Annotated in this window: 15 protein-coding genes; 1 reads left to right on the top strand and 14 read right to left on the bottom strand. The window is 32.3% G+C overall.

Annotated features, from left to right (window positions below):
• Nucleotides 1-74: 74 nt before the first annotated feature.
• The 8 genes from thiW to HMPREF2897_RS10810 form a co-directional block, all read right to left on the bottom strand.
• Nucleotides 75-569: an energy coupling factor transporter S component ThiW gene (thiW, locus tag HMPREF2897_RS10845; protein ID WP_001829480.1), complete on the bottom strand. Its 495-nt coding sequence runs from the start codon at nt 567-569 to the stop codon at nt 75-77.
• Nucleotides 570-592: 23 nt separating this feature from the next.
• Complete coding sequence (locus HMPREF2897_RS10840; protein ID WP_002439569.1) at nt 593-958, bottom strand: YlbF/YmcA family competence regulator; 366 nt, start codon at nt 956-958, stop codon at nt 593-595.
• A gap of 1 nt (nt 959) precedes the next feature.
• The gene (gene miaB / locus HMPREF2897_RS10835; RefSeq protein WP_002446320.1) at nt 960-2504 is read right to left on the bottom strand and encodes a tRNA (N6-isopentenyl adenosine(37)-C2)-methylthiotransferase MiaB; all 1545 of its coding nucleotides are present in this window, start codon (nt 2502-2504) and stop codon (nt 960-962) included.
• A gap of 342 nt (nt 2505-2846) precedes the next feature.
• Nucleotides 2847-3137, bottom strand: a complete 291-nt coding sequence (locus HMPREF2897_RS10830) for a thiamine-binding protein (protein WP_001829496.1) — start codon at nt 3135-3137, stop codon at nt 2847-2849.
• 56 nt (nt 3138-3193) lie between these two features.
• The gene (locus tag HMPREF2897_RS10825; RefSeq protein ID WP_002446319.1) at nt 3194-3811 is read right to left on the bottom strand and encodes a poly-gamma-glutamate hydrolase family protein; all 618 of its coding nucleotides are present in this window, start codon (nt 3809-3811) and stop codon (nt 3194-3196) included.
• A 593-nt stretch (nt 3812-4404) separates the two neighbouring features.
• Nucleotides 4405-5271 (bottom strand): 2-oxoacid:ferredoxin oxidoreductase subunit beta, encoded by an 867-nt coding sequence (locus HMPREF2897_RS10820; protein WP_002446318.1) that lies wholly within the window; start codon nt 5269-5271, stop codon nt 4405-4407.
• Complete coding sequence (locus HMPREF2897_RS10815) at nt 5272-7032, bottom strand: 2-oxoacid:acceptor oxidoreductase subunit alpha (protein WP_002495756.1); 1761 nt, start codon at nt 7030-7032, stop codon at nt 5272-5274. It lies immediately after the preceding gene.
• Nucleotides 7033-7144: 112 nt separating this feature from the next.
• Nucleotides 7145-7939, bottom strand: a complete 795-nt coding sequence (locus HMPREF2897_RS10810) for a TIGR00282 family metallophosphoesterase (protein ID WP_002446316.1) — start codon at nt 7937-7939, stop codon at nt 7145-7147.
• A gap of 162 nt (nt 7940-8101) precedes the next feature.
• Between HMPREF2897_RS10810 and HMPREF2897_RS10805 the strand changes: the two genes are divergently transcribed.
• Entirely contained in the window at nt 8102-8317 is a 216-nt protein-coding gene (locus HMPREF2897_RS10805; protein WP_002446315.1) for a hypothetical protein, read from the top strand.
• 88 nt (nt 8318-8405) lie between these two features.
• Here the strand turns inward: HMPREF2897_RS10805 and rny are convergent, their stop codons facing one another.
• The 6 genes from rny to HMPREF2897_RS10775 all read right to left on the bottom strand — a co-directional run bounded on the left by rny (nt 8406) and on the right by HMPREF2897_RS10775 (nt 14852).
• A complete protein-coding gene (rny, locus tag HMPREF2897_RS10800) occupies nt 8406-9965 on the bottom strand; it encodes a ribonuclease Y (RefSeq protein ID WP_001829512.1) in 1560 nt (519 codons plus the stop codon).
• Nucleotides 9966-10190: 225 nt separating this feature from the next.
• Complete coding sequence (gene recA, locus HMPREF2897_RS10795) at nt 10191-11240, bottom strand: recombinase RecA (RefSeq protein WP_002439552.1); 1050 nt, start codon at nt 11238-11240, stop codon at nt 10191-10193.
• 170 nt (nt 11241-11410) lie between these two features.
• A complete protein-coding gene (locus tag HMPREF2897_RS10790) occupies nt 11411-12556 on the bottom strand; it encodes a CinA family nicotinamide mononucleotide deamidase-related protein (protein WP_070593197.1) in 1146 nt (381 codons plus the stop codon).
• A 447-nt stretch (nt 12557-13003) separates the two neighbouring features.
• Complete coding sequence (gene pgsA, locus HMPREF2897_RS10785) at nt 13004-13585, bottom strand: CDP-diacylglycerol--glycerol-3-phosphate 3-phosphatidyltransferase (protein ID WP_002470245.1); 582 nt, start codon at nt 13583-13585, stop codon at nt 13004-13006.
• Nucleotides 13586-13613: 28 nt separating this feature from the next.
• Nucleotides 13614-14006, bottom strand: coding sequence for a helix-turn-helix domain-containing protein (locus tag HMPREF2897_RS10780; RefSeq protein ID WP_002476025.1), 393 nt, complete (start codon nt 14004-14006; stop codon nt 13614-13616).
• Between the two features lie 18 nt (nt 14007-14024).
• Entirely contained in the window at nt 14025-14852 is an 828-nt protein-coding gene (locus HMPREF2897_RS10775) for a YmfK family protein (RefSeq protein WP_002457352.1), read from the bottom strand.
• Nucleotides 14853-14937: the final 85 nt, after the last annotated feature.

The raw sequence follows: 14937 nt of genomic DNA, 5'->3' as shown, positions 1-14937 counted from the left end.
GTACGCTTTCATATGAACAGATATCAACATTTTACTTATAATCCCCTATTCATCAAGCGTACTTCAAATAAATATTAATTTTTGTTAAATCTATCTAGTAAACCTCTTCTTTTCAAAATAATAAGCAATATATAACTAATTAAAGCCCCAATAAAGCTTGATACTATGAACATAAGCATTAATGGTTTAATAAAGAAATCTTGAAGTCCTAAAAACCATGCTAAAGGTATACACATTAAACTACCAATAACACCAGTCCCTAACACTTCACCAACTGAAGCCATAAAAATATGCTTCCTATACATATAAAACAGACTTGAAAGTAAGACACCTATCATACTTCCTGGAAAAGCAAATGCACTTCCAGTTCCAAATGAAATTCGTAGTACAGAAGAAATAAAAGCTTGCGCTAAACCATACCATGGTCCAACGAATACAGCACATAATACATTTACAAAATGTTGAACGGGTGCGGCTTTAATTGGACCTAAAGGAATGACAATTAAACTACTTAACACGACATTAATAGCTATTAAGAATGCTGTGATGGTCAACTTTCTAATATTCATTGTGCTTAACTCCTCTAAAATAATTATTCATTATGTTCTTTTTTATTATATTCATTGAGTCTATCTTCCATTGTTTTGACCATCATTTGTAGTAAATCATTCGCCTCGTATTGTGCTGAACGAAATTCTTCAACAATAGGTAATTCATTAATTTCATCTTTTAGATACTGAATTTTAGCTTCAGATTGCTCGAGTGCATTTTGTTTTCCATAATTTTGAAAATTAACCGATTGTTTTTGTTGCGCTTTCAAACGATTCATCTTTTGTTTTATTGCTTGATTATTATGAATTTGTTTTTCTACATTATGATAATCTTGAACAACTTCTAGTTTTCCAATTTTCTCTGCTAAACTTTCGACTTTTCGTATGATTTCTTTTTCACTATACATATTATTGTGTCACCATTGAACGTTGATGTTCTTGTATAAATGTTCCATTTAAAGAATATTGTTTTGCCTCGTCAATTTTGACATCAACGAGTTTACCAATGCTCTCTCTTGGTCCTTTAAAATTCACAAGTTTATTTTTATCAGTATAGCCTGCTAGAACACTCTCATCTTTTTTACTAGAACCTTCACATAATACCGTAACAATCTTACCTTCATACTGACTCATTGCTTGTTGAGAATACATTCCAACCTTCTTATTAAGTCTTTGCAAACGTTCTTTTTTCACTTCTAAAGGTACATTATCCTTCATTTTAGCTGCTGGTGTTCCATCTCTTTGTGAATATAAATATGTGTACGCATGCTCAAATTGAACGTCATCATATAATGTTAATGTTTCTTCAAATTGTTCTTCAGTTTCATTTGGATAACCTACTATAATATCAGTAGTTAAAGCTACGTTAGGGATAGCTTCCTTTATTCTTGAAACTAAATCAAGATAACTCTCTCTTGTATATTTACGACCCATTATCTTTAGTACTTGGTTATTACCTGATTGTACCGGTAAATGGATATGCGGTACTATGTTCCCACCTTTAGCTATAACTTCAATCATTCGATCTGTAAAGTCCCAAGGATGACTTGTTGTAAAACGAACTCGAGGTATATCAATTTTAGAAATATCTTCCAATAAGTCACCTAATTCATAATCCAGACCTTCGATATCTTTACCATATGAATTTACATTTTGACCTAATAAGGTAATTTCTTGATAACCTTCTCTTGCTAATTCTCTAACTTCATCAATGATGTCCTCTGGACGACGACTACGTTCTTTTCCTCTAGTAAAAGGAACAATACAATAAGTACAAAACTTGTCGCAACCATACATAATATTAACCCAAGCTTTAATGTGACCGTCACGCACTTTAGGTAAATTTTCGATGATGTCTCCCTCTTTAGACCATACTTCAACTACCATCGCTTTTGATAAGTATGCCTCTTCTAAAATTTCAGGTAAATGATGAATGTTGTGTGTCCCAAAAACCATATCTACATTTTGATAAGATTTTAATATTTTATTTACGACTGATTCTTCTTGAGACATGCAACCGCACACCCCAATTAAACAATCTGGTCGTTCTTTTTTTAAATGTTTTAAATTTCCTATTTCACTAAAGACTTTATTTTCAGCATTTTCTCTAATGGCGCATGTATTAATCAAAATCACATCCGCTTCATTAATATCAGATGTAGCACTATATCCTAATGCATTTAAGATTCCTGCCATAACTTCAGTGTCATGTGCATTCATTTGACATCCATATGTTTTAATTAAAAAAGTACGACCTTTACCCATACCTTTGTATTTTTCATCTATATGAAAATCTCTGTTATATTGAACTTCTTGTTTTCCTCTTTTTTTAGCTTCTTTTAAGCTAGGTGGCTGATACACTTGTTCAAAGTATTTACTATAATCTTTCTCAGCTTTACGATCACGTTCTGCTAGAATATTTATCGTTCCAGCCTTTCTTTGCTCTTCATTCACTTTGAAAATCCTTTCTATATGCCCATAATCATTACTTCATTATATTAAATTTATAGTCAAAGTGCAAAAAGACATGTATATGATGTTACAGCTATCTTTTATAATTAACTTATTAGCTTTTTATTACAGTAATCGATGTAAATCATATCTAAATGTTTATTTGGACATCATTTATTTATAATATATCAGTTGATAAAAGTCTTTTATATCATATTTTCTGTGTGACAATGCATAGCGTCTGAAGCATACCGATATTTTCTTACAAAATTTTAAGAGCCTTCAACACTATAGCATGTTAGGCTCTTAAATAGACAAGATAAGAAATATTATTCTAATTTACACTTAGTCGTATTTTCCTGTAAGCGTTTCAATTTCTATTCCTTCAGGTACGTGATAAAACTTAACTTGACTAATAATACTTGGACATTCTAATTCAACCATTCTATCATTTAATTTTTGAATTAAAATAAGACATTCACTCATTTCACCTTGAACTGTTGTTTCTAACGGGCCTACTCTGAAATGCAAACCTGAATCATCAATAATTTTAATTGCCTCATCAACATATGGAATAACATCGTTGTTGTTCGGTGTTTTTGGAATAATTTGAATACTCATTAATGTATCTTGCATGTTTCATCTCTCCAATTAAGTTTTATAATATTATTTTAACACGCGTTAGAATTTAATTATGCACGTTCTATAGCTTTTTTCATTGCATCTGCAAAGTCGTACATTAAATCACCCCAATTATCTTTATTTTCACGGTTTTTGCGTGAACTTTTTCTATTTTTAAACAGCTCTTTTCTTAACTGAGCTGTCAGTTCTAATTGCACTCCTCCTTGGGTTTGAGTCATATTAACAATATTATTTTCTTGAGTTCCAGAAATATGGTGTGGTGCTTCTTGCACACTAATTCCTATATCTTCAAGGGATTCAGTGATTAACTCAATGAGTCGGTCATCACTACCTCCTATATAAGCCACGCTTTCATTCCCTTCACAACCATGTATGGCTACAGTTCTTTGACTACCTCTCACTAAATCTAATGCAATTTGGTCATCATAGTGTGTAGAAGTCACATGTAACTCATTATTTCCCTCACTTCTCATACCTTTAAAGGAAAAATAGTTATAGTTGCCACGATGTGCAATCGTATATGCTAATTCAGTTGTGGCAGGTTCAATTCCACCGCCGTGTATTGCTAATATAGTGACCATGCTAGAACGATTTTCAAACTCTATTTCCCAATCTTTTCCTTCTTTAGTTAATTCTTTTAATTCCGTCATAGATTTGAATTTGTCCATATTAACCTCCGAAAAATCATCTTATATTTTTATTATTCCCAAAATTCATATTCTTAAAATCTTTTTACAAAATCTTTTACATATTTATTAAAAAAATAAAATTATTGCATTGATTAGGACTGTTCATTTAACTGTTCGCCTTATTTATATATTTAATAATAACTCTGAGAAAAATTTCATCTTTTAATTACTTTACCTATATTTTTAAAATAATTTGGAATAAATTATGTCATTCTTATATTATTTACCTTTAGATGAGATGGGTGATTAATCGTATAAAAAACGTTAAATAAGAATTACATTATTGAATCGTTATGCTTTTGATAAGCAATATAAATATAAAATAAGAGTGAGCAGAATTAAAATGTTATTCTGACCCACTCTTTAAATATGTTATTTCCCTATATGCATGTTCTATAATACTTTTTAAATTGAACTATACTTCTTGATTTTCTATCGTAATCATTAAAGTTATTAGATAAGAAATTTCAGTAAAATTGGATAGTCATGATGTATCATATTAAAAGTACACCTTCGTTTTTATTTTACCTACTTATTTTGACGCAATTCTAGTTACTATGAATGAGTATCCTTTATAAAAATTGTGCAGTTAAGTCGTTAAAAGTTTCTTCTGTAATATGAATGTCTCTTTTAGCTAATGCCTCATGTTCTAGTTCTGAAATTTGCGATTCATAAGAAGGTGTTGTTGTATCTTGATAAACGATACCTTTAACCAATGACTCATGATCCAACACAGTTTTCATAGCAAGTTGTTTATCTGTGTTGTCATAGCCCTCAATATCATCGATACTTGTTAAATGTTCTTTAAACCAGTCATAAGTATTCACTTTATTGTAAGTAACACAAGGTGAGAAAACATTAACAAAAGAAAAACCATCATGATGAATCGCAGCTTCAATCATTTTAGTTAATGCCTTTATATCACTTGAGAATCCTTGTGCTACAAAAGTTGCACCAGAGGATAGTGCCAATTCCAATGGAGCTACATTCTTTTCTATATTTCCTTTAGGTGTTGATTTAGTTACAAATCCTTTAGCTGAGGAAGGTGATGTTTGTCCTTTAGTTAATCCATATATTTGATTGTCCATGACAATATACGTCATATTCATATTACGTCTAAGAGCATGAATAGTATGTCCCATTCCTATTGCATAGCCGTCTCCATCGCCACCAGAAGCGATAACTGTTAAATCTTTGTTTGCCATTTTAACGCCTTGCGCTAGAGGCAATGCGCGACCATGAATAGAATGCACGCCATAAGAATTAATATAACCTGATAGTCTACCAGAACAACCAATCCCTGTAATGATTGCTACATCTTCTGGTTCTAAACCAATATTCGCTGTCGCTTTTTGTATAGCAGCTTGAACTGAAAAGTCACCGCAACCAGGGCACCAGTTTGGCTTCACATTATTTCTAAAATCTTTAAATGTAGCCAATTACACCAACTCCTTTAACTCTTTAGCAATTTCTAAACCTTTTTCTTCAATTTCATAAGGTAAGAAAGGTTTCCCATCGTATTTTGTTTGATTAACTAATTTATCATTAACTTGTGTGTTCATTTTTAAAATACTTGATAATTGTCCTTGATAATTATGTTCTGCAACTATTACTTTCGAAGCTTTATTAATAGCTTGTTGAACAATATCTTTAGGGAAAGGATGTAATTGTCGAATATGCATCGTATTCACTTTTACACCTTGTCGTTCTAGTCTTTCTGCACCTTCTCCAATAGCACCTTTAGTAGATATAAATCCTATATACAGTATATCTGCTTTGTCATCATGTTCATTGAGTAACACAGGATTATTGATAACCAAGCTTTCAGTTTTACGCATTCGTTTTTCCATCTGATTCTGACGATTCATAGGCGCCTCACTTGGCTTCCCTTCTTCATTATGTTCAACACCTGTTACATGATGTATACCACCTTTAACACCTGGTATTGGTCGTGGTGATACGCCACTAGCTGTTAATGCATATCTTTTAAAGTATGCTTTATCATCTTCAGCTCTCTCGATATCTGACTGTATTATTTCTCCACGACGAATATCGATTTTATTATAATCGAGTGTTTTAACAGTTTGTTTTCCTAATGATAATTGTAAATCACTTAACAGAATGACTGGACATTGGTATTCTTCAGCTAAATTAAATGCTTCCATAGTAAGATAAAACGCATCTTCAGCATCTGTAGGAGCAACGACAATTTTCGGAATATCACCATGGGTACCATAAATCATTTGTAATAAATCTGATTGTTCTTGCTTTGTTGGTAAGCCAGTAGAAGGACCACCTCTTTGAGTATTAATAATGACTAACGGCGTTTCAGTCATACCAGACAAACCAATAGATTCCATCATTAAGGAAAGACCTGGACCTGCACTTGCTGTAAATCCTCGTACGCCTGCATAGTTAGCACCAATCGCCATCGTTGCTGCTGCTATTTCATCTTCAGTTTGAACGACAGTACCATCAACTTTAGGTAGATTGGCAATCATGTATTCCATAATTTCAGAAGCTGGCGTAATTGGATAAGCAGACATAAATCTTGATCCAGCTGCTATTGCTCCTAATCCAATTGCGTCATTACCTATCATATATAAATGAGGATGACCGCTACCATTCTCTAACGTAAAGTCTCCATTAACGTTGGTAACTTGTTGTTTCATTAAATCATAACCCATATTAAGAGCTTGTATATTCATATCAACAACTTTATTACCTTTTTTTGAAAACATGTTATCGATTAAAGTTTCAAAAGTTGATGTGTTTAAATCCATCAGTGCAGATGTCGCACCAATTGCCACCATATTCTTCATTAATGCTGTTCCAAGTTCCTTTGCCGTGCTAGTGAATGGTAACTCAATTAATTGAGCCACACAGTTTTCTGGCTTTTGGGGTTTTGCTTTAGCATCTGCAATTATAATACTATCTTCTCTCATTTCATGATGATTTAATTCAATCGTTTCCTGGTCAAAAGCAATGAGTATATCTAAATCATCACTAATCGCATGCACAGGCGATGTTGAAACTCTTATCTTATTATTAGTATGGCCACCTTTTATACGACTAGAAAAGTGTCTATATCCATACAAAAAATAACCTTTTCTATTCATTGCAGTAGCAAAGATTTCACCGGTAGATTCAATACCTTCGCCTTGCTGACCGCCCACTTTCCATGATATTTGTGATTTCATATCACATGCCTCCTGTGGTATTAATTCACTCTCTATGATAACAAAATAAACCACTGTTTTACTATTTCAACAGTGGTACAAGTTTAAATTCATACTAATGGACTATATCCTTTTAAATTTGGAAAGGATGGTCCTCATTTATTAACAGTCTCTTTATTTGAATCGTTTTACCTTCTTTATCTAAATCTATGATAACTCCTGATAATACGCCTCGCCCATCATCTGGAACAACATGCCTTTGTGGCAAACTGGTAATAAAACGTTGAATAACTTCATCTCTATTGATACCTAAAATACCATCGTAATAACCTGTCATTCCGACATCTGTGATATATCCTGTGCCATGAGGTAATATACGATCGTCAGAAGTTTGAATATGTGTATGAGTACCAACAACAGCGCTCACTCTGCCATCTAAATACCAACCCATAGCATTTTTTTCAGATGTAGTTTCAGCGTGAAAATCTACAAATATGTATGGTGTAGATTTTTGAGCTTCCTCGATTAACTGGTCAGCCTTTTTAAATGGATCATCAATATCTTGCATAAATGAACGCCCTTGTAAATTAATAATAGCCAATTTAATATCGTTAATTTTTATTATTCTCATACCTGTTCCTGGAGCTTCATCAGGAAAATTTGCAGGTCTAACCATTCGATGAGCATCATCAATAAAATCGTAAATTTCTCTTTGACCATATGTATGATTACCCATAGTCATGAAATCCACGCCTTCTCTTAGAAGTTGTTTGTAAATTTTCTCTGTTAATCCTTTACCGTGTGCGGCATTTTCAGCGTTTACTATAGAAACTGTTGGGTGATAAGCTTGTTTAATTTTAGGTAAATAAGTAGTCATCATTTTCCTGCCCACTTTACCAACGATGTCACCTATAAACAATATTCTCATTTCTGTTCATCCTCTCATAAATTAAGTTTAATGGATACTGTACTATAATAAAAGTCTCATCAACAAATTAATTATTCTGAAAATTAAAAGACTTTACTTTTTTGTATTTATGTATTGTGTTAATATAAAACTAATAAAAATATAGGAGTTGTTTATTCATTCATGTCTATTAATATTGATCCTGAAAAATTTGCTGAATTAGTTGTAACTTCAAATCCAGCCAAATCTGATGAAGCTGAAGATATCGCTAAAGAAAGTTTAATTTTATACATTAATGCTTATCGTTTAGCAGAAAAATATGCAAACATCGCTACAAATTGCTATGATACAGCTGAAATTTTAAAAGAAATTAATGAAGTTGATTTACAATTAAAATAAATCATTATATCCGAGCGTTTATACGCTCGGTTTTTTATATTATATTTAATAAGCCACTGGCCGTAGATACGGTCAGTGGCTTATGGAATTATTTAGCATATTCTATTGCTCTAGTCTCTCGAACAACTGTCACTTTGATATGTCCAGGATATTGTAACTCTTCTTCAATTTGGTTCTTAATATCTCTTGCCAATCTATATGATTTTAAATCATCAATTTCTTCAGGTGAGACGACTACACGAATCTCTCTACCAGCTTGTATAGCAAATGCTTTTTCTACCCCATCATAACTTTCAGATAACGTTTCGAGTCTCTCAAGTCTTCTAATATAATTTTCAAGTGTCTCTTTACGTGCACCTGGTCGCGCAGCTGATAATGCATCTGCTGCTGCAACTAAAATAGAAATGATAGAGGTTGGTTCAACATCACCATGATGTGAGTGAATAGCATTAATAATTATGTTATTTTCATTATATTTCTTGGCTAATTCAACACCTATTTCTACGTGACTACCTTCAACTTCATGATCAATAGCTTTACCAACATCATGTAATAATCCTGCACGTTTAGCTAGAGTAACATCCTCTCCTAGTTCTGCTGCAAGCATACCTGAGAGGTGGGCAACTTCAATTGAATGTTTAAGTACATTCTGACCATAACTAGTTCGATAATTTAATCGACCCAAAATTTTCACTAAATCAGGATGCATATTGTGTACATTTATTTCAAAAGTAGCTTGTTCTCCAGCATCTCTTATGATATCGTCTACTTCCTTTCTAGCTTTTTCGACCATATCTTCAATACGTCCAGGATGAATACGTCCATCAGAAACTAAATTAACTAGTGCAGTTCTAGCAATTTCACGTCTAATTGGATCAAAGCCTGATAAAATAACTGCTTCTGGTGTGTCATCAATGATTAAATCAATGCCAGTAAGTGTTTCTAACGTACGTATATTTCTACCTTCTCTACCTATGATACGACCTTTCATTTCATCATTAGGCAGATTTACGACTGAAACAGTTGATTCAGTTGTATGTTCTGCTGCTAATCTTTGTACAGTTGTAGCAAGTAATTCTTTAGCTGTCTTATCAACTTTTTCTTTCGCTTCTTTTTCTTTTTCTTTAACAAGTATTGCAATATCTTGTGACAGTTCTTCTTCAACTCTTTGAAGCTGTTCTTTCACAGCTTCTTCTTGAGTGAGACCGGAGATGCGTTCTAATTCTTGTTCATGCTTCATTATTAATGTTTGAACACTACTCTCTTTTGCATCTACTTGTTGTTGTCTTTCTTCAAGTTTTGATTCTTTTTGTTCCAAAATCTCATCTTTTTTATCTAAAAGATCAGATTTCCGATCCAAATTTTCTTCTTTTTGAAGAAGTCGGGTTTCTTGTCTTTGAAGTTCACCACGTCTTTCACGCAGTTCATTCTCAGCTTGTTCTTTTAAAATTTGGTTCTCTTCTTTTGCCTCAAGTAATTTTTCTTTTTTAATATTGTCTGCTTCTTTATTAGCATAGCTAACAATATCATCGGCAGTTTGTCTTGCTTGAACTTGTTTTTGGTGTAATAAATTTCGGGCAACAATATACCCTACAACAACGCCTAGAATAATCCCCAGCAAAATGAGTAGGAGGCTTAATAAATTCACATAAACACCTCCTTTATCTAGGGTTTGCTTTGTATATCAAAATCAATATGATTATATGAAATTATATAAGAATCATACATACTAATTGTACGTTTATCGACAGATATGTGTCAAGATATGAAATTGCACTACACTCACTTTAAATTGCTTTTCTTAAAGAACAAATCAAAAACTACAAAAAAAGATGGCTAATTGAGCCATCCTTTTACTTAATCAACTAAAAAACTATTCATCAAATAAAGTTTTTGGTGAATCGTCTTCATTTTCATTTTCATCCACATCACCATCGAAAATACCTAACTTTTCACGTAACTTACGGTCAATTTCTTCTTTGATTTGTGGATTTTCCTTAAGATAATTTTTGACGTTTTCTTTACCTTGCCCCATTCTATCTCCATTATAAGAATACCAGGCACCTGATTTATCAACGATATCGTTCTCTACACCTAAATCAATGAGCTCTCCTTCCTTAGAGATACCTTGACCATACATAATATCTACTTCTGCAACTCTAAATGGAGGTGCAACTTTATTTTTCACAACTTTTATTTTGGTTCTGTTACCTACAATGTCTTGACCTTGTTTTAACTGCTCTGCTCTTCTTACCTCTAAACGTACAGAACTATAGAATTTTAGGGCTCTACCACCGGGCGTTGTTTCAGGATTCCCGAACATCACGCCAACCTTTTCACGAATTTGGTTAATAAATATAGCTGTAGTATTAGATTTAGAAATAGCCCCTGATAACTTTCTTAATGCTTGAGACATTAATCTTGCTTGTAAACCAACATGAGTATCTCCCATTTCACCTTCAATTTCAGCTTTAGGTGTTAAGGCTGCTACTGAATCGACAACAACAATGTCCACAGCACCACTACGAACAAAAGCTTCGGCGATTTCAAGACCTTGCTCACCATGATCTGGTTGAGATAAGTATAAATTGTCAATATCTACACCTAATGCTTGTGCATATACTGGATCGAGAGCGTGTTCGGCATCGATAAATGCTGCTACACCACCGTTTTTTTGTACTTCAGCGATAGCATGTAAAGCTACTGTCGTCTTACCTGAACTTTCAGGTCCATATATTTCGATAATTCTTCCTTTAGGATAACCTCCAACCCCTAATGCATTATCAACTGTGACAGAACCACTTGAAGTACTTGATACTCTGCGACCTTTATTATCGCCTAACTTCATAACGGCACCTTTACCAAAAGATTTTTCCATATTTTTAATGACTGTATCTAAAGCTTTTTGACGTTCATTATCCAAAACGAGACCTCCTACTACAAAAAGTTATCTGTATAATATCTTATACTTACTATACAAGTATTTTAAGCAAAACACAAGTCTTTTGCGAATATTTGTTCGCATTTATTGTGTTTTAGCTAATACAAAAACGAACAAACGTACTTATATTTTTAGCAAAAATTTAAAATTTACTATTTATTAAGCCAATTTAATAATCTAATCATCGCATAATTTTGACTTCTGCTTCTCAATAAATTACGACTTTGAGACATCTTAAATGTTTCGATATCGAAATTATTTCCATCATAAATTCCTAAATATACAATATTATCTTTATTTAAAAGTACAATACCCAAATCTGTTTGGTACAAATCCCTGACATATTGAGCAGCATTGAATAAAACGGTATTAAACTCACAAGTTATATCAATAAATTGGTTAGAATGTGGTAGCATACCTTTAACTAGATTTTTACTGTCAGCATTTTTTAATCGAGTAAACAAAGCTCCATTAGTTACACCGTCATAAATAGCAAAATTCTGTTTTGCACTATTTATAACCGATTCTTCAATGCTAACTTCGTCTGAACCAAAATAATAAGTACCAATCCTATTTAAAATTTCATCTCGAATAGGCTTAATAAGCAGTTGACATCGTTCCTTACTTTCGGCATTGGCTGTTAATCTAACATATACTTCATGCGTACCTGCAAGAGGTGCGATTGTCGGATTAGTTTGCTCATCTATAAGGTCAATTAATAGTGTTTCTAATTTCGACTCTCCTATACCAGCAAATCTAAGTAATTCAGAAAAAATAACTTCATCTTTATCCATAAGATAAGGTAATAATTCATTTTTCGCCATAGGTTGCATTTCTTTCGGTGGACCTGGTAGTAGAATTATTTTTTGTTTACCTAATTCTACAAGCATACCAGGAGCCATACCATGTTTATTTGGTAAAACTATGGCATCTTCAATCACTAATGCTTGTTGCTTATTATTAGAGGTCATATCTTGACCTTGTTCTTTAAAATAGTTTTTGATAAAGTTTAACGATGTTTCATCCGTCACTAGGTTTTTTCCTAATACTTTAGCTACAGTATGTTTAGTTAAATCATCTTTTGTTGGCCCTAAGCCACCTGTTAAAACAATGGTATCAAATCTAGATAGACATTGCTTTATTACATATTCTAACCTTTGAGGGTTATCACCAATAACTGTGTGTTCTACTACACTTTTACCAATACTATTAAAAAGTTTTGAAAGATATTGCCCGTTTGTATTAGCTATTTGACCTAGTAATAGTTCAGAGCCAACAGCTACTATTGAAATATTCATCAATGATATACTCCCTAATATTTATATTGTCTTTTCAATAAGTCCATTATATATTTTTTTGTAATATAAATCTAAAATAAGAATCTTTATAGAAACAGTTTAATTATGTATCACAGAACTGTCATCTAATATAACTTAAACATAACATCACATTTTTTTATAACATGCTGAAATTGCATTTTTATAAAAGATTTACCAGATGTATATCAATATTACATCTGAAAAGTGAAATATTAAATCAATTCTAGTAATTGTTTTATCTTCTTTGTCACACTAAAGCAACTAAATAAATAAAAGGTTTGCATCCCATATAAAATAGGAAACAAACCTTTGACAAAGATAACTAAATCAAAATGTATTTATTTTAGAGAGTATGATTATATAACAAATTGATATGGTACTTTATAGATGAAATAAATATACAAGCTCAATTTTTTAATTACACATTTATTTAGAATGTTTAAATACATCTCTTCCTTTATAAAAATATTCAATACCTGAAAGAATAGTAAAGAATACTCCAATGTATAATAACCACACTCCAATTGGGAAATGTACATAGTGCACGAAAGGATCGCCGAATAAAATCCATATAATTGCAACCATTGTCACTGCAGTTTTTATTTTTCCAAGTTGCCCTGCAGCACTTACAAACCCTTGTTCAATTTGTAGTAATCGTAATCCTGTAACGGCAAATTCTCGAGCAATAATAATGATAGCAACGACAGAATTAGTAAAACCAAGTTGCACCATAACAATTAATGCACTCGCGACCAATAATTTGTCTGCAAGTGGATCTAAGAATTTCCCCATATTAGTAACTAATTGCCATTTACGGGCAAGATAACCATCAGCAAAATCACTTAATGATGCTACCACAAATATGATAGCACTAATTAATATTTCAATTCTGATATGATTTCCACCTAAAATTGAAATTTGCCCAAAACCAAAATCAACTAAAGCAAATAAAATAAAAAATGGTATTAAAATAACTCTAAATACCGTTATTTGATTCGGTATATTCATATTAAATCCTCATTTCTAAAACATATATTTATATAATTAATATTGCGAGTATCCAAACGATTAAAGATATTAAAATAATGAAACCCATCCACATCAACAATTGAAACACTTCTTTAGATTGACGTCGGTAAGGGGGTTCATACCCATTAGAAAATGTTTGTATCACATCATCAATTTGATATTGTGTTTCAGGAATCTCATCTTGATGCGCTTCAATAAGTTGATTTGGTTCGATATTTACAACTTTAGCGTATTTTCTAATAAAACCTTCAGTATAATCACTCTTGGCTAGTTCATTAAAATCATTATTTTCTATATGTATTAACGTTTGACGCTTTAACTGAGTTCTTTGTTCTAATTCACTTAGTGTCATACCCAATCTTTCACGTCTACTTTTCAACACTTCACCAATCGTTTTCACTCAAAGTCCTCCTAGACATTATTCAAAGAAACCAAACCCTCCACCAAATGGATCTCCAAAATCTAAATTATTCTTACTTTGAACCGTATGTTTCTTCATTTCTTCATATCGAATCTCTTGATTTTCATTTTCTCTCAATTCAATAATATAGTCAAAATCTTCCATATTATAATTGCACGACTCTACAAATAAATCTGGATGTTCAACAACTTTTATTGAGGGTAACGTCATAACCTCTCTCACCAATTCTTGGTGTTCAGGGTTCAATTCACGTGCTGTTACCGCACCATCAATGATATATACGTGATTAGAATCATATTCACCTTTAAATAGTGAACGCCTTACTGTTTGTTTAATTAAAGTTGAGCTAATGAATAACCATCTTTTATGTGCACAAACACTTCCAGCTACAATAGATTCAGTTTTACCAACTCTAGGCATTCCACGTATTCCGATTAATTTATGTCCCTCTTCTTTAAATAACTCAGCTAAAAAATCAACAAGTAATCCTAAATCTTCTCGTTCAAATTTAAAAGTCTTTTTATCATCAGCATCCTGTTCAATATATCTACCGTGTCGTACAGCGAGTCTATCTCGTAATTCAGGAACTCTTAACTTTGTAATTTCTATTTCATTAATTTCTTTTACAATTTGTTCGAACCTTTCGACCTTTTCTAGTTGATCTGTTTTGATTAACAATCCCCTTTTTCCCTGATCAACACCATTAATTGTAACAATACTAATACCGAGCATTCCAAGCAAACTTGAAATATCACCGAGTAAGCCAGCACGATTTACAGTTATCTCATATTCTAAGTACCACTCTTTCCTTTTTGCAAAAGTCATCTCTTGACCACCCCTTGTTAACAACGAAGCACATGAAAACTTTGTTTATCATATTATAACACCAATAATAAAAAGATACTTCTTT

Origin of the sequence: Staphylococcus sp. HMSC065D05, assembly GCF_001813195.1 — a bacterium.
GTDB lineage: Bacteria > Bacillota > Bacilli > Staphylococcales > Staphylococcaceae > Staphylococcus > Staphylococcus epidermidis.
This window is presented reverse-complemented; position numbering and strand designations above follow the sequence as displayed.

Excerpts from the sequence above, each read along its gene's own strand:
- HMPREF2897_RS10775 (WP_002457352.1), bottom strand. The coding sequence starts at position 14,852 with ATGACTTTTGCAAAAAGGAAAGAGTGGTACTTAGAATATGAGATAACT.
- HMPREF2897_RS10815 (WP_002495756.1), bottom strand. The coding sequence starts at position 7,032 with ATGAAATCACAAATATCATGGAAAGTGGGCGGTCAGCAAGGCGAAGGT.
- HMPREF2897_RS10840 (WP_002439569.1), bottom strand. The coding sequence starts at position 958 with ATGTATAGTGAAAAAGAAATCATACGAAAAGTCGAAAGTTTAGCAGAG.
- HMPREF2897_RS10830 (WP_001829496.1), bottom strand. The coding sequence starts at position 3,137 with ATGCAAGATACATTAATGAGTATTCAAATTATTCCAAAAACACCGAAC.
- HMPREF2897_RS10790 (WP_070593197.1), bottom strand. The coding sequence starts at position 12,556 with ATGAATATTTCAATAGTAGCTGTTGGCTCTGAACTATTACTAGGTCAA.
- thiW (WP_001829480.1), bottom strand. The coding sequence starts at position 569 with ATGAATATTAGAAAGTTGACCATCACAGCATTCTTAATAGCTATTAAT.
- pgsA (WP_002470245.1), bottom strand. The coding sequence starts at position 13,585 with ATGAATATACCGAATCAAATAACGGTATTTAGAGTTATTTTAATACCA.
- HMPREF2897_RS10805 (WP_002446315.1), top strand. The coding sequence starts at position 8,102 with ATGTCTATTAATATTGATCCTGAAAAATTTGCTGAATTAGTTGTAACT.
- HMPREF2897_RS10810 (WP_002446316.1), bottom strand. The coding sequence starts at position 7,939 with ATGAGAATATTGTTTATAGGTGACATCGTTGGTAAAGTGGGCAGGAAA.
- HMPREF2897_RS10825 (WP_002446319.1), bottom strand. The coding sequence starts at position 3,811 with ATGGACAAATTCAAATCTATGACGGAATTAAAAGAATTAACTAAAGAA.